At 44.3% G+C, this 20,819-nt stretch carries 15 protein-coding genes; 12 read left to right on the top strand and 3 right to left on the bottom strand.

Annotation, left to right across the window (positions count from 1 at the left end; all coding sequences use genetic code 11):
* Window positions 1-28 precede the first annotated feature (28 nt).
* Entirely contained in the window at window positions 29-1,207 is a 1,179-nt protein-coding gene (locus A5882_RS01395) for an ROK family protein (RefSeq protein WP_016612770.1), read from the bottom strand.
* A 250-nt stretch (window positions 1,208-1,457) separates the two neighbouring features.
* Between A5882_RS01395 and xylB the strand changes: the two genes are divergently transcribed.
* The 7 genes from xylB (at window position 1,458) to A5882_RS01360 (ending at window position 12,201) form a co-directional block, all read left to right on the top strand.
* Window positions 1,458-2,954 (top strand): xylulokinase, encoded by a 1,497-nt coding sequence (xylB, locus tag A5882_RS01390; protein ID WP_061053208.1) that lies wholly within the window; start codon window positions 1,458-1,460, stop codon window positions 2,952-2,954.
* Between the two features lie 117 nt (window positions 2,955-3,071).
* Window positions 3,072-4,379: a xylose isomerase gene (gene xylA, locus A5882_RS01385; RefSeq protein ID WP_008380597.1), complete on the top strand. Its 1,308-nt coding sequence runs from the start codon at window positions 3,072-3,074 to the stop codon at window positions 4,377-4,379.
* A gap of 141 nt (window positions 4,380-4,520) precedes the next feature.
* Entirely contained in the window at window positions 4,521-5,987 is a 1,467-nt protein-coding gene (locus A5882_RS01380) for a glycoside hydrolase family 1 protein (protein ID WP_061053207.1), read from the top strand.
* A 36-nt stretch (window positions 5,988-6,023) separates the two neighbouring features.
* Window positions 6,024-7,433 carry a response regulator gene (locus A5882_RS01375; RefSeq protein ID WP_061053206.1) on the top strand — a complete coding sequence of 470 codons (1,410 nt, stop codon included), beginning with the start codon at window positions 6,024-6,026 and terminating at the stop codon, window positions 7,431-7,433.
* 137 nt (window positions 7,434-7,570) lie between these two features.
* Window positions 7,571-8,470, top strand: coding sequence for an ROK family protein (locus tag A5882_RS01370; RefSeq protein WP_016621642.1), 900 nt, complete (start codon window positions 7,571-7,573; stop codon window positions 8,468-8,470).
* The gene (gene yicI, locus A5882_RS01365; protein ID WP_016612766.1) at window positions 8,467-10,737 is read left to right on the top strand and encodes an alpha-xylosidase; all 2,271 of its coding nucleotides are present in this window, start codon (window positions 8,467-8,469) and stop codon (window positions 10,735-10,737) included. Before A5882_RS01370 ends, yicI begins: the two co-directional genes overlap by 4 nt.
* On the top strand, window positions 10,738-12,201 hold the full coding sequence (locus A5882_RS01360; RefSeq protein WP_086372347.1) for a glycoside hydrolase family 43 protein: 1,464 nt from the start codon (window positions 10,738-10,740) through the stop codon (window positions 12,199-12,201).
* 58 nt (window positions 12,202-12,259) lie between these two features.
* Here A5882_RS01360 and A5882_RS01355 read toward each other — a convergent pair whose 3' ends face one another.
* Window positions 12,260-14,056, bottom strand: coding sequence for a sensor histidine kinase (locus A5882_RS01355; RefSeq protein ID WP_086316535.1), 1,797 nt, complete (start codon window positions 14,054-14,056; stop codon window positions 12,260-12,262).
* On the bottom strand, window positions 14,053-14,658 hold the full coding sequence (locus tag A5882_RS01350) for a YesL family protein (protein WP_005234068.1): 606 nt from the start codon (window positions 14,656-14,658) through the stop codon (window positions 14,053-14,055). The genes A5882_RS01355 and A5882_RS01350 overlap by 4 nt, the downstream gene beginning before the upstream one ends.
* Window positions 14,659-14,892: 234 nt before the next feature.
* On the opposite strand from A5882_RS01350, the gene A5882_RS01345 reads away from it, so the two are divergent.
* The 5 genes from A5882_RS01345 (at window position 14,893) to A5882_RS01325 (ending at window position 20,810) form a co-directional block, all read left to right on the top strand.
* Window positions 14,893-15,834 (top strand): sugar ABC transporter permease, encoded by a 942-nt coding sequence (locus tag A5882_RS01345; RefSeq protein WP_005228459.1) that lies wholly within the window; start codon window positions 14,893-14,895, stop codon window positions 15,832-15,834.
* 15 nt (window positions 15,835-15,849) lie between these two features.
* Complete coding sequence (locus A5882_RS01340) at window positions 15,850-16,782, top strand: carbohydrate ABC transporter permease (RefSeq protein ID WP_005234069.1); 933 nt, start codon at window positions 15,850-15,852, stop codon at window positions 16,780-16,782.
* A 21-nt stretch (window positions 16,783-16,803) separates the two neighbouring features.
* Window positions 16,804-18,552, top strand: a complete 1,749-nt coding sequence (locus A5882_RS01335) for an ABC transporter substrate-binding protein (RefSeq protein WP_005234070.1) — start codon at window positions 16,804-16,806, stop codon at window positions 18,550-18,552.
* A gap of 138 nt (window positions 18,553-18,690) precedes the next feature.
* The gene (locus tag A5882_RS01330; RefSeq protein ID WP_005234072.1) at window positions 18,691-19,347 is read left to right on the top strand and encodes an SGNH/GDSL hydrolase family protein; all 657 of its coding nucleotides are present in this window, start codon (window positions 18,691-18,693) and stop codon (window positions 19,345-19,347) included.
* On the top strand, window positions 19,344-20,810 hold the full coding sequence (locus A5882_RS01325) for an alpha-L-fucosidase (RefSeq protein WP_086372346.1): 1,467 nt from the start codon (window positions 19,344-19,346) through the stop codon (window positions 20,808-20,810). Before A5882_RS01330 ends, A5882_RS01325 begins: the two co-directional genes overlap by 4 nt.
* The last annotated feature ends 9 nt before the right edge of the window (window positions 20,811-20,819 follow it).

Here is a 20,819-nt window from a genome sequence, read left to right as displayed (position 1 = left end):
TGGACTGAGTCTTCAGTCCAGCATTCATTTAATGGATCACACGGGAGAGATCAAGTGCTGCAAAGCGCAAATCGTTGATATTCAAGAAATGTTTCGCCACTAAAACGTTACCGCCAAACAGCGGGGCTTGATCGCCTAATCGGCTGTTTTTGATCTTCGTGTTTTTGGTGAACTGGCTGGTCAATTTTTGTTGCAGCGCCAGTAATAAATCAGGAATTTTGCGATAGACCGAGCTGTTGATATAGACTTCTTCGGGATCAGAAAAAGTGATGACATTGTTTAGCCCAATACTAAGAAACTCAACATTTTGTTGCGCCAATTCGACTGCTGATTTTTCTCCGGCATGATAGGCTTGTGCAAAGGTATCCGAATTAACGAACGCTGTTTTTGTATAGTGACTGTAGGTGTCAAACAAGACTTTGTTCGACGCATATTGCTCTAAGCAGCCTCGATTGCCGCAAGGGCACAAGTTGCCGTGAGGAAAGAGCGTAGAATGGCCAACTTCCCCCGCCATGCCGTGAGTACCGGTTTGTAGCTGCCCATCAACGATGATTCCGACACCGATCCCACTATGGACGCTGACGCTCAGTAAATTCGTGGAATCAGAAGAAAAACAGTACTCGCCTAAAGCCGTCAGATTGGCTTCGTTTTCTATATAGACCGCCGTATTGTATTTTTGGCTCAAAGGGGCGATCAAATCAAAGTGTTCCAAGTCGTAGTAGGGGGCAAAGGTGACCGTCTGATTGTGAACGATGCCGTGGATCGCCAAACAGATTCCTACTAATCCATGAGTGGTTTGCGGCATTTGCGGCCAAAATTCTTTCATCATAGAATCGATCGTCGCCAGTACATTTTCTTTGGTGATCAATTCATGGGAATGATCGGCGGAGGCGATCATCTCGCCATTGATATAAGAAAGCATTCCACGAACATAGTTATAGCCGATGTCAAAGGTAACAGCTAAGCTGCTGCGGTGATTGAATTGCAATTGAATCGGTTTGCGACCACCGATCGAAGTGGAATCCCCAATGCCGACTTCGCGAACGAAGTCCGTGTCGATCAGTTTTTTTGTTATTTGAGAAACAGACGCTTTATTGAGATGGGTCAAATTTGACACTTCCGCTCGTGACACATTTTCATTGTCAATGATCGTCTTCAATACAGCCGCTTCATTTTGTTCGCGTATGCCCATTTTATTGATAATCATGTGTTCTCCTCTTCATAGATGTGATTAGTGTTAGTTTACCGTGCAAATTAATATTGTGCAAGCTGAAGAATAAAGAAAAGACGAAGAATGTAGAAGCAGCAGTTTGAGAACGAAAATCATAGAAAGATTTGTTGAAAGCGCTTGACAGGAATGCGAGAATCGTTTACTATCCAATTAGTTAGTTTTGAATGCTAATTAACCGATTGAGAGGCAATGGTTAACTGCTTCAAACAGAGGAAGGAGAGAAGAGATGGCTTATTTTTTAGGGTTGGATCTAGGAACAAGTGCGTTAAAAGGCTTAGTTTTTGATCAAACCGGGGAACTCCAAGGAACAGCAAGTGTTGACTATCCATTGTCATCCCCTAGACCGGGGTTCAGTGAGCAAGAGCCTGTGCATTGGCAAGAGGCGGCAGATAAGGTAATCAAAACCTTGATCCAGCAGCTTCCAACGTTGCAGAAAGAATTGATCGGCATCAGCTTTTCCGGGCAAATGCATAGTCTTGTTTTATTGGATGAAGAAAACCGAGTCATTCGCCCGGCAATATTATGGAATGACGTTCGAACCACCAAACAATGTCAAGCGATCATGGCATCCTTTGGAGAGGAAATAAAAGAAATCACCAAGAATGTTGCTTTGGAAGGGTTCACCTTACCCAAAATTTTATGGGTCCAAGAACACGAGCCTGAACATTGGCAACAAGTTCGTCACATGATGCTGCCAAAAGACTACTTGGCTTTTTGGCTGACAGGTAACTATTCGATGGATTATTCTGATGCGGCGGGTACGTTACTGCTGGATATCGAAAAGAAGTGCTGGTCTGAAGCCATTCTAGGAAAATTCGCAATCGCATCGGATTTACTGCCGCCGCTTTTTGAATCAGCAGCGCCTGTAGGGCAAATGCGAAAAGAACTGCAAGAAGCCTTTGGCTTTGAACAAGAGGTGACGATCTATGCAGGTGGCGCAGACAATGCCTGTGCTGCATTAGGGTCCGGGATCATCGCCGAAGGTGTCGGCATGGTGTCGATTGGCACTAGCGGTGTGTTCTTATCCTTTGAAGAAGCGCAAGAGGTTGATTATCAAGGCGATCTACACCTTTTCCGTCATGCGATCAAAGACAAGTTGTATTCAATGGGGGTCACTTTAGCCGCTGGAAATTCCTTAAGCTGGTATCGTGATACGTTTGCCCCAAACCAATCGTTTCAGGAATTGCTTTCAGCGATCAGTGAGGTAAAACCGGGGGCAGAAGGCCTGCTGTTTACGCCTTATATCGTGGGCGAACGCACACCACATACCGACAGCCAAATCAGGGGAAGTTTTATTGGTATTGACACACGGCATCGCGAAAAGCATTTCAGTCGTGCCGTCTTAGAAGGGATCACCTTCTCTCTGAAAGATTCCCAAATGATCATGGAAGAACGAGCACAGCGGAAATTCACCCAGATCGTTTCTGTGGGGGGCGGTGCGAAAAATGCCGAATGGCTGCAAATGCAAGCCGATATTTTTAATGCAGAAATGCTGACTTTATCTACTGAACAAGGTCCAGGTATGGGCGCAGCAATGCTGGCAGCAATCGGCAGTGGCATTTATCCAGATGCGGCCGCTTGTGTTAACACCTTTGTCAAATACAGCAAGGCAATTGCACCGATTCCTGAAAATGTCGCCAAATACCAAGAAATTTATGCGATCTACCGGACCGTCTACCAGCAGACCGCGCCTATCTGCCATGCGTTGGCGCAGCTCGAATAGCGTAATGGCAGCAGACAATTTGTTTGATCAAAGCGAGGAATCGTTATTGGTTCTAAATGATTGGAACTAAGTAAGTTAGTTTATTACACTAAAAAACATAAAATGGAGGCAACAACAATGACTTATTTCCCAGAAATCGAAAAAATCCGCTACGAAGGTCCTAAAACAGACAATATGTTTGCATTTCGCCATTACGATGCCGAAGAAGTTGTTTTAGGCAAGAAAATGAAAGATCATCTACGTTTTGCAATTGCCTATTGGCACACCATGACGCAAGATGGTTCCGATCCTTTCGGCGCACCCGTCAACAAACGGACGTGGATCGGTGACACCGAAATGGAAACGGCGAAAAATCGAGTAGAAGCTTTTTTTGAGATTTGCGAAAAATTAGGGGCAGAGTTCTTCTGTTTCCATGATGTTGACGTGGCACCTGCGGGAGAAACGTTAGAAGAATTTTTCCAAAACTTAGACGAAATCACCGATTTGATCAAAGAAAAAATGGAACAAACGGGGATCAAACTCTTATGGAATACAGCAAATATGTTCTCACACCCTCGTTTCAACAACGGCGCTGCTTCCACCAATAATGCGGAAGTTTACGCGTATGCAGCAGCCCAAGTTAAAAAAGGCTTAGATATCTCGAAAAAATTAGGCGGTGAAAACTATGTCTTCTGGGGCGGCCGTGAAGGCTATGAAACCTTGTTGAATACAGACATGAAATTTGAACAAGACAACATCGCCCGTCTATTCAAAATGGCGATCGCTTATGGCGAAAAAATCGGTCATAAACCGCAGTTCTTATTAGAGCCGAAACCAAAAGAACCATCAAAGCACCAATATGATTTTGATGCAGCGACAACGATGGCCTTCATTCAGCACTACGGCTTAGAAGGAGATTTCAAATTAAACCTAGAAGCCAATCATGCAACATTAGCTGGCCATACCTTTGAACATGAAATCGCCGTTGCCCGTAGCTATAACGCATTAGGCTCACTGGATGCCAACCAAGGAGATATGCTGTTAGGATGGGATACGGATGAATTTCCAACCAACGTTTTTGACTCGACACTCGCTTTATACGAAGTCTTAGAAAACGGCGGCATCGCACCGGGAGGAATCAACTTCGATTCTAAAGTCCGTCGTTCGTCATTTGAAATGGAAGATCTGTTGTTAGCCCACATCGCTGGTATGGATACGTATGCCCGAGCGTTAAAAGCAGCAGCGAAACTGAAAGAAGACCGCTTCTTAGACGAGTTGAAGGAAAAACGGTACGCCTCGTTCCAAGAAGGCATCGGAGCGAAGATCGTTGCTGATGAGGAAAACTTAGAAACACTGACAGATTACGCATTGGCGCATGATCAAATCGAATTAGAATCCAGCCACATTGAATATGTGAAATCTCGTTTGAATGATTACCTGTTTTAATAAGAAACGACTGTCGTTCTGAGGAGCGACAGTTTTTTCACCTAAAAAATATCTTTTGGCAATTGTTACGAATCAACCAAATTATGATACGATAAAATGTAACCGATTTAACTCGGTTTAGGAATTGAAGGAGGCAACTTGATGTTTCACACAAACTTAGATCCTTTCCCAGAAAACTTCTTATGGGGGGCGGCTTCGGCGGCCTATCAAATTGAAGGTGCATGGGCAGAAGACGGCAAAGGTCCGTCGATTTGGGATACCTATGCCCAAATTCCCGGCAATACCTTTGAGGAAACCAACGGCAAAGTGGCGATCGATCACTACCATCGATACAAAGAAGATGTTGCCTTGATGAAGCAAATGGGCTTGAAAGCCTATCGCTTCAGCGTGGCGTGGTCGCGAATCGTGCCTGATGGCGAAGGTGCGGTCAATGAAGCTGGTGTGGCGTTTTACGAAAAGCTGGTGGACGAATTGCTTCGGCAAGGAGTAGAACCGATTTTGACGCTGTATCATTGGGATCTTCCTCAGGCTTTGCAAGACAAATACCAAGGATGGGAGGGACGAGAAACAGCAGCGGCATTTGAACGGTATTGCCGAATCCTTTTTGAACGCTTAGGAAAGAAAGTCACCTATTGGGTCACCATGAATGAACAAAATGTCTTCACTTCTCTTGGGTACCGTTGGGCGGCACATCCACCGGGCTTGAAGGACTTAAAACGGATGTATGCAGCCAATCATATCATCAACCTTGCCAATGCAAAGGCAATTAATTTGTTCCATGAGCTGGTTCCACAGGGCAAGATTGGTCCAAGTTTTGGCTATGGTCCGATGTATCCGTTTAGCTGTGACCCAGAAGATGTGCTGGCTGCAGAAAATGGCGAAGCCTTCAACAACGCGTGGTTTTTAGATGTCTATTGCAAAGGCGAATACCCGAAATTTGTCTACAAGCAATTAGCCAAAGTCGGTCTGGCTCCTGAAGTCACTCCAGAAGATCAAGCACTATTAAAACAGGCAAAACCTGACTTCTTAGGGATCAATTACTATCACGGTGGAACGGCCCAACAAAACAATTTGCAAAAGCAGTCAGCTGAAAAGAAAGAATTTTCTAAAGTCGATCCGTATTTGATGCAAGCGGCAGCTGGCGAGTTCTCACCAGAAGAAACCATGTTTGCGACGGCGGAAAATCCCCACTTGAAAAAAACAGATTGGGGCTGGGAGATCGATCCCGTTGGTTTCCGTGTAGCCTTGCGACGTATCCAAGCCAATTATGACTTGCCGATTTTTATTACTGAAAATGGGTTAGGCGCCATCGATCAATTGACAGAAGACAAACAGATCCATGATCCATACCGCATTACCTATTTGCAGGAACATCTGGCGGAACTGCAAAAGGCTATCACGGATGGGGTTGAGCTGATCGGCTATTGTGCTTGGTCCTTTACAGATCTACTAAGTTGGTTGAATGGATACCAAAAACGCTATGGGTTTGTTTATGTCGATCGCGACAATCAAAACGAACGTCAGTTGGCGCGCATCCCGAAGGATAGTTTTTATTGGTATCAAGAGGTGATTCGCACCAATGGGGCAAGTTTGACAAGTGAAACATGATGTAACGAAGGAGTAGCTGAAAATGGAGGTTGGAAAATGCGTAAAGTGTTGATCGTTGATGATGAAGCATCGATCCGAAATGGACTGCCTCTGATCATCGATTGGGAATGTCTGGGGTATCAAATTGTCGGGTCGGCGGAAAACGGCGAAGATGGCTTGGCAATGATCCGCGAATTGAAGCCAGACGTTGTGATCGCTGATATCCGTATGCCGGGAAAAAATGGTCTTGAGATGGTGCAAGCAGCATCGGAGGAAGGGCTTTTGTTTTTTGCCATTATTTTGTCCGGCTACTCAGATTTTGACTATGCCAAGCAAGCGTTGCAACTGGGCGCTGTGACCTATTTGCTGAAACCAGTTGATGAAGAAGAGCTGATCGGTATTTTGACGAAAATCGATCAAAAAGCCAAGACCGATCAGCAGAAAAATCAGAAGAGTCAGTTGATGGAGAAATTGTTTGGCGGGGATCAAACGGGGATCAAAGACGCACAAGCCATCAAGCTATTGCGACTTTCCGAGGAGGCAGATGCCCAAAAGCTGGTTGAGAAATTGCAGGAGCAAGTGGCGCAAGTCATCACCTTGATCCATCGGCATCATCGGTATTTGGTTTTGTTAAACGAGGAACGCTTTCCCGACGAGGCGATCGATGCGTGGTGCCGCAAAAAAATGGCTCATCAAGAGATCTTGATCTCCCGCTGGTTTGCGGCGCAAGAGAACTTGAAGCCATTGATGATCGATATCCAGACATTAAGTAAATTGATTTTCTTATTTCCCAATCAAGTCATTTCTCACCATGTTTTGGATACGACCCAAGAAGCAGAAGAACGAAGCGATTTGCGTGAAGAATTAGTAAAAGCGATTTTGGCAAACGATCCGTTGGAACAGCCGTTATTCCGCTATTATCAAACCTTTTATCATTTATTGGCATTGGAAGAAGAGATCAAATGGCAAGTCAATGGCGACATCGAATGGCTGCAGCATCAAATCAGTGAAAAAGTAGCATTAGCGATCGAATGGTCGACAGACGAAGTGCATCAGCAGATTTTTCTCGCCCAAACGTTTCCGATGCTACAAGAGGTGATCACCGAAAAACTAGCAGACTTGCAAGCAACAGTCGCCAGCAGTTTGAACCAAATCGATATCATTGCAGAATTGATCCAATACACAAAAAAGCATTATCAAGAAGATTTGACCTTGAAAAAAATCGGGGAACGTTTCAATTACAATAGTGCCTATCTAGGCAAGAAGTTTCGCAAAGAAACCGGTAAAAATTATTTGGCGTTCTTGGATGAAGTACGAATGGAAAAAGCGGTGGAAATCTTACGTCATTCCAATCTAATGGTCTACGAAGTTGCTGAATTGGTGGGCTACAGCAATGTTGATTATTTCTATAAAAAGTTCAAACAATACCATCGGGTTTCACCGAATGAGTTTCGGAAAAATGAATAACCACAAAGATGTCTGTGATTTTCTACGGACATCTATTTTTTAGGGTAACGATGACTAAATTGCTTGGTAGGCTTTCTTTTTTTTCTTTTATATAATTTAAATGAAACTGTAAGCGCTTTTTGAACGGAGGAGGAGAAATGACAGATGTACGCCTGTGCTTTGATGTAGGCGGGACCTATATCAAATTCGGGGTTTTTACCGAGAAGAATCAATGGCTGGACCGAGGCAAAATCAAAACCCCGAGTAATACGCGGGATGAATTTTTTGCTGCCTTAGCTGCCAAAATACAAGAAGTCGAGCAAGCGCATGTTATCGAAGGGATCGGGCTGAGTTTTCCTGGTTTCATTGATTCAGTCAATGGCCGAGCGATCATGGCGGGGGCGTTGGCTCCTTTACACGGCTGTGCTGTCGTACAAGAGCTACAGCAGCGTTTAACCAAGTCTTATCCGATCTGGATCGAAAATGATGCGAAATGTGCTGCTTTAGCAGAACTCTCGACCGGCAATGCTACTGACGTACAAGATTTTGTCATGATCACATTAGGCACCGGTATTGGTGGCGCGCTCGTTCATCAGCGCCAGTTGATTCACGGAAATGGGTTTCGGGCAGGAGAATTCGGAATGATGATCACTGATTTTCAAGCATCTTCTTTTGCGACCCTCCATGACCTAGCTTCAACGAGAGGACTGATTGATGCCTATCGACGGGCAAAAGCGATTCCTGAATCAGAGGAGATTTTAGGCGAAACCATCATGCAGCAGCGGTCGAGTGATCCTGAAACGCAAGAGATTCTGAAACAGTGGGCACGTTATGTCGCACTTGCGATTTACAACCTAGCTGTCACGATGAATCCCGAAAAAATACTGATCGGCGGCGGCATCAGCCAAAACCCTGATCTATTAGCTATAATCAAACAAGCAATCAATGAGAACCCCCATTGGCCGGATTTCCAAGTGCCGATAGAGACTTGTCGTTACTATAATGATTCTGGTCTGTTAGGGGCGTTGACATTGATCCAACAAGGAGGAAAAAAATGAAATTTTCAGATGGCGGTTGGTTATTTCGTGAAGGATTTGATGTGAAATTTGCGGTGCATGTCTACGATGCCCGTAAAGAAGAAAACAAATTGGTCTTATATCTGCCTTATAGCTATGTCGGGCATAAAGGGGCAACACTGGATGGCGGATTGTTAACGATGGAAGTTACTACCCCTAGAACCAATATCATTGGGATCACCCTCTACAATTATAAAGGGGTCCAAGCCAAAGCCCCCAACTTTGAATTGATGACAGAAGAGATCACTCCTGATATTTCAGAAGATGAGCAATCGTATGTTTTTCGCTCGGGAGACTTGCAAGTCGTGATCAGCAAAGAGGAAAATGTGACAGCTTCGTTTTATTACAAAGAACAGCTGATTACCCAAAGCAAACCTCGCAGCAAAGCCTTAGTGATTGATCCGCAAGCAAATACCCATATCAGCGAACAGTTGACCCTGGATGTGGGAGAAACGATTTATGGTTTAGGGGAACGCTTTACAAATTTCGTGAAGAACGGCCAAAGTGTTGATATCTGGAATGCCGACGGGGGCACTGGTACGGAGCAAGCTTACAAAAATATTCCGTTTTATGTAAGTAATAAAGGGTATGGCGTCTTTGTCAATTCACCCGACCGGGTGCAATTTGAAGTGGGGAGTGAAAAAGTTTCTCGTGTTCAATTCAGCAATCCAGGACAAACGCTGCAGTACTTTGTGATCGCCGGTGATGAGTTAAAACAAGTGATCCAGCGCTACACTGATTTGACGGGGAAACCGTCGCTGCCACCTGCGTGGTCCTTTGGGTTGTGGCTAAGTACCTCGTTCTTGACGGATTATGATGAACAAACCGTAACATCTTTTGTAGACGGTATGGCAGAACGTGAGATTCCCCTTGAGGTCTTTCATTTTGACTGCTTATGGATGAAGGAATACGAGTGGTGCAACTTCACGTGGGACGAACGAACTTTCCCAGAACCGGAAAAAATGCTGCAGCGCTTGAAAGCCAAAGGATTGAAAATCTGTGTCTGGATCAATCCTTACATTGGGCAAAAATCACCCTTGTTTGACGAAGGGATGGCCAATGGCTACTTTTTGAAACGCGCCAATGGAGATGTCTGGCAATGGGACAAATGGCAAGCAGGTTTGGCGATCGTCGACTTCACCAACCCTGAAGCGGTCGCTTGGTACAATAGCAAGCTGCGTGCCTTATTAGACATGGGTGTGGATTGCTTCAAAACGGATTTTGGTGAACGGATTCCCACCGATGCGGTGTACTATGACGGCTCTGATCCAGAAAAAATGCACAATTATTACGCCTACCTATACAATAAAGTTGTCTTTGACTTGCTGAAAGAAGTCAAGGGAGCAGAAGAAGCCATCGTTTTTGCGCGGGCAGCTTCGGTTGGTTCGCAACGCTTGCCTGTACACTGGGGTGGCGACAGTACCTCAGATTATCCATCAATGGCAGAGTCACTGCGGGCAGGTCTGTCCTTTGGGTTAGGCGGCTTTGGATATTGGAGCCACGATATCTCAGGGTTTGAAGCTGGCTCAACCCCAGACCTTTACAAGCGCTGGACACAATTTGGTCTGCTGTCTTCCCATAGCCGTTACCATGGCAGCTGGGAATACAAAGTGCCTTGGGTTTATGACGACGAAGCCGTGGCGGTAGCCAAAGCCTTTACCAAGTTAAAATTGTCCTTGATGCCTTACTTGCAAGCTCAATCGGTGCTAACCGCCCAAACGGGGATTCCGATGATGCGGGCGATGGTCTTAGAGTTTCCTGAAGACGAGATGACCCATCATTTGGATCGCCAATACATGCTGGGGGAACACCTTTTAGTTGCGCCCATTTTTAATGATCAAGGAACGGTCTCCTTTTACGTACCGAAGACGAAGGGGCATTGGATCGACTATTTATCTGGCAAAGCTTACGAGGGCGGACGTTGGTACCAAGAAACCTATGATTATTTCCACTTGCCACTGTTAGTCCGACCAAATCAACTGATTATCGAAGGCCATGAACAAACCAAAGCAGTCTATGACTATGCCGAACATCCAACGATCCATCTCTTTGATCCGCAAGACAAGACCGCTGCGGCTATCTATGATCACCACGGTGAGTGGATTGGCGAGGTGGCTGTTGAAAGAGTCGATCAAGAACTGATCGTCAAGCTGACAGGGATCCAGCAAGCATCCTTGCAGATTCACACGACTGCTGGAAAAACGAGCCATAAGCTGACGGCTGACCAAACCACGATAAAGGAGTTCTAGATGCCGATGCGAACCATCACGAATCCAATTTTACCTGGATTTCATCCAGATCCCAGTATTTGCCGTGTCGGTGAAGACTTTTATCTGGTGACGAGTACTTTTGAATATTTTCCTGGATTACCAATTTATCACAGTAAAAACTTGGCAGACTGGCAGCTGATTGGTCATGGACTTTCGCGACCTGAGCAGCTGCAGTTATCGACGAAAAATCCCAATGCTTTTGGTCTGTATGCCCCAACCTTGCGTTTTATCAAGGACCGCTTTTACCTCGTTTGTACCAACGTTGGGGCAAACGAAGGAAGAGAAGGCAACTTTCTGATCTGGACAGATGACATCGCCGGTGAATGGTCTGACCCAATTTGGTTGGACACCCCTGGGATCGACCCGACGATTTTCGCAGATGACGATGGGCAGACCTATTACTTAGGCACCCATAAGGAGATCTATCTGCGGACGATCGATTTGGCTTCTGGAGAATTAGGCCCGCGCCAAAACATTTGGACAGGCAGCGGAGCGGCTGATCCAGAAGGCCCCCACTTGTATAAAAAAGACGGCTATTACTACCTGTTGATCTCCGAAGGCGGAACGTCCTATGGGCATATGCTGACCATGGCCCGCAGCCGTTCCTTGACGGGACCCTATGAAGCATGTTCCAATAATCCAGTGATGACCAATCGCAGTACGAATCTGCCGCTGCAAGCTGCAGGGCATGCGGACCTCGTGCAAGATATCCAAGGCAACTGGTGGGCAGTTTGTCTGGCAGTACGCCCCATCAGCTATCCTTTGAGGCATTTGTTAGGTCGGGAAACATGCCTGCTACCGGTGGACTGGTCAAACCAATGGCCGGTGTTTGGCGAGGAAGGTCACTTGCCAGAAACCGTTCAGATAGACACAGCGGTGGTACCAAAGGAAACACGGAAGGAGAGCAGCAAGCCTGATTACGTGACTTTATTCGAATGGGCCCCGACGTTGATTGAAGAAGAGCCACATGGCTTCTTGCTGCATCCTAATCAGACGGGTCTGTCCGATCAAGGCAAACTCGCCGCAGTGTTCCAACGGCAAACCGCCTTTGAGCAACAATTTCAGGCAACCTTTGATTGTCGGCAACTAACGGATGGGCAAGCAGGATTGACGGTTTTCTTAAATGCCACCCATCACTATGAGGGTTACCTGGAAAAAACAGCCATCAGTCGACAGTTGGTTTTCCGCCGACAAATCGGTTCCTTATGGAAAGTTGAAAAGAAACTGCCTTATGCAGCAGATATAGTCACCTTGCAGCTGAGCGCCGATAAAGAAACCTATCGTTTTTCTGTTCTTGATGAACAAGGACAAGCACAGCTTTTAGGCAGTGGAGAAACAAAATATCTGACCACTGAAGTCGGTGGTGTCTTTACTGGGATCATGGTGGGCTGTTACGCCAGTGCTTCTTCACCACAACAAACAGTTCGTGTGTGGGATTTCTAACCAAGCAAAAGCCCCCTTTCGATTTCTGAAACAGGAATCGAAGGGGGGCTTTACTGTTTTAGTGAAGAGAAAATGAATCTTGGCTTAGATCATGGATGCGCAAGATGACTTGTGTGCCGCTACCCAGCACACTCTCGATCGTCAAGCCGTATTCAGGTCCATAAAACATTTTGACCCGATGATTGACGTTGGCTAGCCCAATGTTCTTTTTGGCATGGGTGGAGGGCGTCTTGATTTTTTGCTGCAAGCCTTCGAGTTTTTCTGGCGGTATCCCGCTGCCGTTGTCTTGTACCACGATCACCAGATCATGGCCGTCTTTGGTGATCGTCAAACGGACAAACCCTGGATAGGTGATGCCTTCCAAGCCATGGGAGATGGCGTTTTCCACCAATGGTTGAATCAGGAGGGGCAATATTTGGACTTCTTTTTGGTCGATCTCATTGGAGACTGAATAGGAAAAGTTGACTCGATCGCCAAAGCGCATCCGCTGGATCTTGACATATACGTGAACGGCATCTAAGGACTCTTCTAAACTCGTTCGCTTGGTTCCGTGGGCTTCTAGCGTATAGCGCATCGATTTTGCCAGTAATTTGATGGCGTAAACGACGTCAGAATTGCCGGAAGTCAGCGCCATCATGCGAATCGTTTCTAACGTGTTGAACAAAAAGTGGGGATTGATCTGCCCCGCTAAGATATTAAATTCCATTTGCTGTTGTTGAGTCAACAGCTCTTGCTGCGCCAGACGCGAACGGTAGATCTCTTCTTCTTTTTTCTTGATTCGTTGAATGATCTTATGGAAATCAAGAGAGATCTGAGAAATTTCGTCTTCGCCACTAATATTTTGAAAGAAATCATAATCCTCGATCGAGGCAAAGTAGACCGCCTGCTGCAGTTGAGAAATTCGTTTGGTAAAGAATCGAGCAAACAGAAAGACGATGATGAAAGTAGTGATCAAAATCACCAAAACGATCGTGCTCCAACGGATCAGATTGGCGCGTAGATTGCTATAGGCATTTGTATCCGCACTATAAATCGTGATGATGTCTTCTTTGTTACTCATGGGTAAGGTGCTTTTGGTGAGCATCACCTTGGTACCATCATCTTTTAAAAAGGCAGCACTCGTTTGCGGCTCAGAAAGAGTCGTAAGCTGTCCCGGTTCACCGACTTGATTGATTTTGTCGCTATAAAAGATGACATCATCATTTAACTGTAATTCCAATTCATAGGATGAATTACGAAGTCGGTTGCTGAGATAATTATAATCGACTTGGATCTCCAAAACGGCAGTTTCTTTTGATAAAGGCAAAGGCAACGTTTTATAAAGACTCAAACGATTTGCTTTGTAATCCTCTGGCATCGTCATCAAAAAAGCATCGGGTTGCTTGAGGGCTCGTTGGTACCAGGCGGTCGCTTGAATTGTGTCATCTGCCTGTTGAAAATATTTATAGTTCGGAATGGTTTGATTCGTCGTATAGATAGTTAATTTCGCAATCGAGGTTTGAAGATTTCTGATCTCATCTAGCTGATCATAGCTATTGATGTCCACGATCGCTTCTTGGTCGTCAAGGTAATTTGCAGTTAAAAGCTGACGTAGATGAGTATCGTTTGATAAGGAACTCGCCGTGTTGGTCAGCGTGTTTGTTGTATCAAAAAGAACAGATTTGACACGCTGAGCATTCAACTCTGCCAAGTGTTGGTAATTGCCTGTCAGCTGCTTGGTTGAATCGTAGACCAATAAGAGACCAATAGTCACTGTGGATAAAAAAACAACAGGCAGATAAAGAATGAATAATTGTCGCCGAATGGAAAACTGACTCAGACGACGAAAAAGTGAGAGATGACTGATTTTTTTCATGCTTGCTGATTACGAAAGATGGAAAGCAACAGGAACGAACTACAATAAATAACGAAAGAAAAACCAAAAATCAACAAGAGGAATTTAAACAACGGAAATAAAACAACAAAACAAAACGCAGCGATAGGAATAAGCGCGAGGGCTAACGAACGGATAGGGTCCGCGATCGGTAACAGAAACGCGTTTTTTAATGTTTGCCTAAAGCTGTTTTCATAACGTCCAATTAACGCGAGGCAATAGACTAACACAATAAACAGATAAATAGCTGTAACAATTAGAACGAAGGCAAAAATACTGGCAAGAATGGTTTTTGAGGAAAACCAAAACAAGCTACTATACAGTAGTGCTACCATGGGCAATCCAAGAAGGAGAAAACTACCGGTGGCTTTCATAAAGTTTGCTCGTAGCGCTCGGACATAGCCCACGATCAATTCACCACGCTCTTCATCCGCATAACGAATCGTCACTTCATAAAGGGCAGCTGTCGCAGCTCCAATCGTAATAATTGGCAAACAGCTAATGATATATAGTAAATTTAACAATGTGAATTGTGAAAAAACGGTGGTTATTTTGTACAGTTGACCATCAGGATTGTACTTCATTTTTATCCCTCCAAAATTGATATATTCCTATAGTACTCGCAAAAAACAAATTTTGAAAGCCTTGCCATTTAGGTGTCTTTTATCTGAAACCTTGATATATCAGTATTCTTTATAAATAAAAGAAAAATAAAGTCTAAAATGTACGGATTGACCTCTATTTTTAACAGGTGGCAAATAAGATTTCAGGTGCTAGTATTAAAAATGTAAAAGCGGTTACAAAAAAGGGGGAGGAAAATGGAAAGTAAATTAAGCAGTGTCCCAAGAAAAAATAAGCGGGTGACACGAGAAGGGAAGATTTTGTTTTTATGTATCGTTCCCTTCCTGATTCTCGTGTTTTTGTTCTCTTATTTTCCTTTGCACGGATGGATTTATTCACTTTATGATTACAAACCAGCATTAGGTTTAGCGCGCAGCGAGTTTGTAGGCTTCAAATGGTTTCGACTTCTTGTCTCTAGTCCAACACAAGTGGATCAGATCGTACAAGTAATGAAAAACACCTTTGCCATGAGTTTTTTAGGGATCGCCACTTCGATCCTACCAGTAGGCTTCGCCATTTTACTGAACGAAATCAAGTGCAAATGGTTTAAAAACTTGGTCCAAACGCTGACCACGCTGCCAAATTTTATCAGTTGGGTTTTGGTGTATACGATCGCCTTTAGCTTGTTTTCTTCAACAGGGCTGGTAAACACGTTGCTGCAAGAATGGGGCTTCGTTACCGATCCAGTCAAATTTTTGGATAGCGGCAATCATACATGGCTGATGATGTGTCTTTGGAATATTTGGAAAGGCTTGGGCTGGGGTGCCATCATGTATCTGGCAGGCATTTCAGGAATTGACCCCGAATTGTATGAATCGGCACGAATCGATGGGGCGAATCGTTTCCATCTGATGCGTCATATCACACTACCTGCCTTGATGCCGACGTTCCTTGTGATGCTGATGCTGTCTATCGCCAACTTGCTGAACAACGGGATGGATCAGTACTTTGTTTTCCAAAATGCATTCAATCGAAATACGATCCAAGTCCTCGATTTGTATGTCTACAATTTAGGGATGGGCGGAAATAGTCTATCTCTGGCTACCGCGATCAGTATGCTAAAAAGTGTCATTTCTGTTGCCTTGTTAGCCATCGTCAATATTGCTTCGAAAAAAATTCGGGGGACTTCCATTATTTAGGAGAGGAGGATATCTATGGAACTATCGATTAGTGAAAAGAAAAAGGCGAAAAAAGTACCCAAACGTGAAAACCTGACGTTTAGTATCCTCAATTATACCTTTTTCTTTCTGATTACGTTGATTTGCGCGTATCCTTTTTATTACTTGATTATTAATTCAATCAGTAATAATGAGTTGAGTGCGTTAGGACAAATTCGCTTTTTTCCACAAGAGATCCATTTTGAAAACTACAGTCAAGTGTTACAACTAAAAGGGTTGCCATTAGCCGCAACCGTTTCGGTGGCTAGAACGGTGATCGGAACAGCAGCAACCGTCTTAGCTTCAGCCTTCTTAGGCTTTATGTTTACCCAAGAAAAAATGTGGAAACGAAAATTTTGGTATCGCTTTGTCGTGATTACAATGTATTTCAATGCAGGGCTGATTCCATTATTCATCACGATGAAGACATTAGGTTTAACGAATAATTTTTGGGTCTATATTTTGCCGGCTGTCGTTCAGCCTTTTAACATCATCTTAGTGAAAACCTATATTGAGTCAATCCCCAAATCGTTGCAAGAAGCAGCTGAAATGGATGGAGCTGGCATCATTCAAGTATTCTTTCGGGTAATTTTACCCAACTGTACGCCGATTTTAGCAACAGTCGCGATCTTCTCGGCAGTTGGTCAATGGAATTCTTTCCAAGATACACTGATTTACATTACGGATCAAAGTCTCTACTCCTTGCAATACCTTCTTTATACGTATATCAATCAAGCCAATTCGTTGGCACAAATGGTCAAAAATACATCGGGATCACTTTCCAGTATCGCTTCAGCTGCAACAACGCAGACACCGACTTCGATTCGCATGACCGTTTCAGTCATTGTTGTTTTACCAATCATGTTTATTTATCCGCTTTTCCAGAAATATTTTGTCAAAGGAATTATGTTGGGTGCGGTGAAAGGTTAATAAAAAGAAAGAGGGAAGAAAATGAAAAAAATGTCGAAATATGTAACAACAGGTTTGTTAGGCATGACATTGCTAGGTAGTTTAGCCGGCTGTGGAGGAGCGGCTGACTCTGACACAGACGCTGCTTCCAGCGAAAGTGGCTACGATGAAACGATCACGATCGATGTCTATAATGGGCTAGCCAACTATATGGGGATGCAAGAAGGTTGGTTTGCCAAAATCGTGCGGGATAAATTCAATATGGAATTGAACATCATCGCACCAAACGTTGCTGGAAACGGAGACACTCTTTATCAAACGAGGACGGCAGCAGGTGATTTGGGCGATTTGATCATTGTTGATAATGGCCAACAATACAACGAATTGGTTGAAGCTGGTTTGTTGACCGATGCGAGCGAGTATTATGAAACTATGGAAAATGTTCAGCGCTTCGATGCGGCTGTTCAAAATCTAAACAAAGATGCCGATGGTCTATATGGCTTTCCAACTTCCGTTTCTACATTAAAAGCCACCGATCCTTCAGAAGGATTAGATCCTACATTTGGTGCTTATGTGCGTTGGGATCTTTATGGGGATCAAGGATATCCAGAAATCGGTACATTGGAAGACCTGCTTCCTGTGATTCAAAAAATGCAAGAAGACAATCCAACAACAGATTCTGGGAAAAAAGTTTATGGGTTTTCTCTATTCAGCGATTGGGACGGCAACATGATGAATGCAGGCAAACAGCTGGTCACCTACTATGGGTACGATGAATCAGGTTTTGTCTTGGCAAAAGCGGATGGTTCTGATTATCAAAGCATTCTCGATAGTGATTCTGAATATATTCGCGCACTTAAGTTTTATTTCCAAGCCAATCAAATGGGCTTAGTGGATCCAGAATCAACGACGCAAAATTACGATACACTTTTTGCCAAATTCCAAGAAGGACAAGTCTTATTCTCATGGTGGCCTTGGTTAGGTCAAGCGGCTTTTAATACGACTACGAACTTGAATGAAGGAAAAGGCTTTATGTTGGCACCGATTCAAGACCAAAAAATCTTCTCTTATGGTGCGGAAGTTTACGGTGGCAAACAATTTATCGGGATCGGTTCAAATGCCGAAGACCCAGAGCGAATCGCAGCCTTTATTGACTGGCTCTACTCTTCAGAAGGCGTGTTAGCAAATTCTTCTCAAACAAGCGGTAGTAGTGGCCCTGAAGGCTTAACTTGGGAAATGAAAGATGGCGAGCCTGTCTTAACTGAGTTTGGGAAACAAGCGTTGCTAGATGGCGATGGGGATGTGCCAGAAGAATATGGTGGCGGAAGTTACAAAGATGGTGTATCCGCGCTAAACGTCAATACGGTATTACCGATCGATATCAATCCTGATACCGGCTTCCCATATGCTTATACGATGTGGGAAAGCTATCAAAATGAAACAACCGATCCTGTAAAAGAAGATTGGTCAAAAAATATGGGTGGTGCAGAATCGACCATTGGCTATTTAGAGGAGAACGACCAATTGTTAGTTGCCCCTGGTGCCAGCTATGTAGCGCCAGAAGATAGTTCAGAGATCTCTACGTTGCGGAACCAAGCCAAAGCGACAATCATCGAGTACTCTTGGCGAATGGTTTTTGCCAAAGATGAAGCAGAATTTGACCAATTGCTAAAAGAAATGCAAGAAACAGCAGACGGCTTAGGCTATCAAACAGTGCTAGAATTTGACATGAATAATGCGAAAGATCAAAACGAAAAACGGGTAGAAGTAGCGAAAGAATTTGGGGACTAATCAAAAACAAAGAATCATAAAAATGGTTGGTCAACGGTTCCTTGACAAAAGTGAGTAAACAGCGTTTGGTTAAGCAATCACTTAAGAAGATTGATCCAGCACCAGCGGATCAGTCTTCTTTCTTTAAGGAGGAAAACAATGATAGTGGATAAAAAAGATCGTCTGCTTTTTATGGGGGATTCGATCACAGATAGTAATCGAAATTATCAAGCGATACCTGCGGGATGGTCGTCATGGGGGGACGGCTATGTTCATCTGATCAACGCCTATACCACAGCATTACTCCCACAAATGGAATTAATGATCGTTAACCGAGGCATCAGTGGAGATACAGTCGTCGATTTGAAGAAGCGTTGGAAGGATGATGTATTGGCATTTCAACCAGATTGGGTAACGATCATGATCGGTGTAAATGATGTGTGGCGGCATTTTGATGGCACATTTGCTCAAACGGAACTGGTGGGGATTGAAAGATTTGAATCAGAGTTGCGTGATTTGATCGCTCAGACATTACCGAGTGTCAAAGGAATGATTCTCTTGACCCCGTTTATGGTTGAAGCCAACAAAGAAGATCCACTAAGAGAAATGCTTACCAACTACCAACACGTGCTTGCTAAAGTAGCGCAAGAGTATGGTATCCTTTTAGGAGATACGCAGGAAAAGTTTGATGATTTTTTGCTTTATCAGTCATCCTATGTCTTAAGCAGTGATCGTGTGCATCCGTCGACTGCAGGACATGTGTTGATTGCAAAAACATGGCTGGAAACAGTCGGTATTTTGGAGGAAAGACCATGATCACAGTAGAAACGATCCACCAAGTCGCGCATCAAGGCCCCTTTTTCCCAAATTGGCAATCTTTGGGCGCTTTTGTTCTACCGGAATGGTTCCCCAAAGCAAAATTTGGGGTCTTCATTCATTGGGGATTGTATAGTGTTCCTGCATTTAATAACGAGTGGTACTCCAGAAATATGTACATCAAAGACCATCCGGAATACGATCACCATATCAACACCTACGGTCCGCAAAAAAACTTCGGCTACAAAGACTTTATTCCCATATTTACTGCAGAAAAATTCGATGCAAATGAGTGGATTCGACTGATCAAACAAGCCGGTGCCAATTATCTTTTTCCCGTTGCAGAACATCACGATGGGTTTCAGATGTACAAAAGCGAGCTTTCTGAATGGAATGCGGCAGTTATGGGACCGAAAAAAGATATTCTTGCGGAATTAAAAGAAGCAGCTGAGGAACAAGGCCTGCATTTTTGCACCTCATCTCATCGTGCCGAACATTGGTTTTTCATGGGACATGGTAAGGAATTTGACAGCGACATCAAGGAACCGTTAGCAAAAGGCGACTTTTATTGGCCTGCTATGCCAGAACCTGATAATCAAGATTTGTATAGCGAGCCATATCCCTCAAAAGAGTTTTTAGATGATTGGCTACTGCGAACCTGTGAACTCGTCGACAACTATCAACCAGAGCTGCTGTATTTTGATTGGTGGATCCAACACGAAGCCTTCAAGGAGCACCTGCAAGTTTTCGCTGCTTACTATTACAATCGTGGGGCTGAATGGGGCAAACAAGTTGGTATCTGCTACAAACACGATGCCATGATGTTTGGTAGTGGTATTGTGGAGATCGAACGGGGAAAATTTGCCGAACCACAACCTTTTTACTGGCAAACAGATACAGCGATCGCTCGCAATTCATGGTGTTATACCACAACGTTGGATTACAAAACAACGCGTGAGATTTTACAGGATTTGATCGAAGTCGTCAGTAAAAATGGCAATCTTCTTTTGAATATCGGGCCGAAAGGGAATGGTTCGATCCCAGAAAAAGATCAAACGATCTTAAAAGAAATCGGTGCGTGGCTGGATGTAAACGGTGAAGCCATTTATGAAGCGAAACCATGGCGCAAAGCCGGGGAAGGACCCACGACCGTTGTCTCAGGCCAATTTCAAGAGGCACAGGCGACGACATACACGAGCCAGGATTTCCGCTTTACGGTTCAGGGGGATTCGTTGTATGCTATTGGCATGGCAAGTCCTGAGAATGGACACGCAAGGATCCAAGCACTGGCCCAGTCTAAAGATCAAAATTTGCCAGAATTTCACGGCATCATCCAAACCGTGACGATTCTAGGACACGAAGAACAGCCTATTGATTGGCAAGTGACCGATGAAGGCTTGCAACTAACTTTTGAACCAATTGAAACCGACCAACCAATCGTCTATAAAATTACAATGAAATGAGGCGCAATC

This window comes from Enterococcus sp. 4E1_DIV0656, assembly GCF_002140695.1.
In the GTDB taxonomy this organism is placed as follows: Bacteria; Bacillota; Bacilli; order Lactobacillales; family Enterococcaceae; genus Enterococcus_D; species Enterococcus_D entomosocium.
The sequence above is the reverse complement of the archived record's forward strand: the minus strand, read 5'-3'. Positions and strand labels throughout refer to the sequence as shown.

Coding starts and splice junctions, on each gene's coding strand:
- A5882_RS01370 (WP_016621642.1), top strand. CDS start 7,571: ATGACAGATGTACGCCTGTGCTTTGATGTAGGCGGGACCTATATCAAA.
- yicI (WP_016612766.1), top strand. CDS start 8,467: ATGAAATTTTCAGATGGCGGTTGGTTATTTCGTGAAGGATTTGATGTG.
- A5882_RS01340 (WP_005234069.1), top strand. CDS start 15,850: ATGGAACTATCGATTAGTGAAAAGAAAAAGGCGAAAAAAGTACCCAAA.
- A5882_RS01375 (WP_061053206.1), top strand. CDS start 6,024: ATGCGTAAAGTGTTGATCGTTGATGATGAAGCATCGATCCGAAATGGA.
- A5882_RS01360 (WP_086372347.1), top strand. CDS start 10,738: ATGCCGATGCGAACCATCACGAATCCAATTTTACCTGGATTTCATCCA.
- xylB (WP_061053208.1), top strand. CDS start 1,458: ATGGCTTATTTTTTAGGGTTGGATCTAGGAACAAGTGCGTTAAAAGGC.
- A5882_RS01350 (WP_005234068.1), bottom strand. CDS start 14,658: ATGAAGTACAATCCTGATGGTCAACTGTACAAAATAACCACCGTTTTT.
- A5882_RS01335 (WP_005234070.1), top strand. CDS start 16,804: ATGAAAAAAATGTCGAAATATGTAACAACAGGTTTGTTAGGCATGACA.
- A5882_RS01330 (WP_005234072.1), top strand. CDS start 18,691: ATGATAGTGGATAAAAAAGATCGTCTGCTTTTTATGGGGGATTCGATC.
- A5882_RS01345 (WP_005228459.1), top strand. CDS start 14,893: ATGGAAAGTAAATTAAGCAGTGTCCCAAGAAAAAATAAGCGGGTGACA.
- A5882_RS01355 (WP_086316535.1), bottom strand. CDS start 14,056: ATGAAAAAAATCAGTCATCTCTCACTTTTTCGTCGTCTGAGTCAGTTT.
- A5882_RS01325 (WP_086372346.1), top strand. CDS start 19,344: ATGATCACAGTAGAAACGATCCACCAAGTCGCGCATCAAGGCCCCTTT.
- A5882_RS01380 (WP_061053207.1), top strand. CDS start 4,521: ATGTTTCACACAAACTTAGATCCTTTCCCAGAAAACTTCTTATGGGGG.
- xylA (WP_008380597.1), top strand. CDS start 3,072: ATGACTTATTTCCCAGAAATCGAAAAAATCCGCTACGAAGGTCCTAAA.
- A5882_RS01395 (WP_016612770.1), bottom strand. CDS start 1,207: ATGATTATCAATAAAATGGGCATACGCGAACAAAATGAAGCGGCTGTA.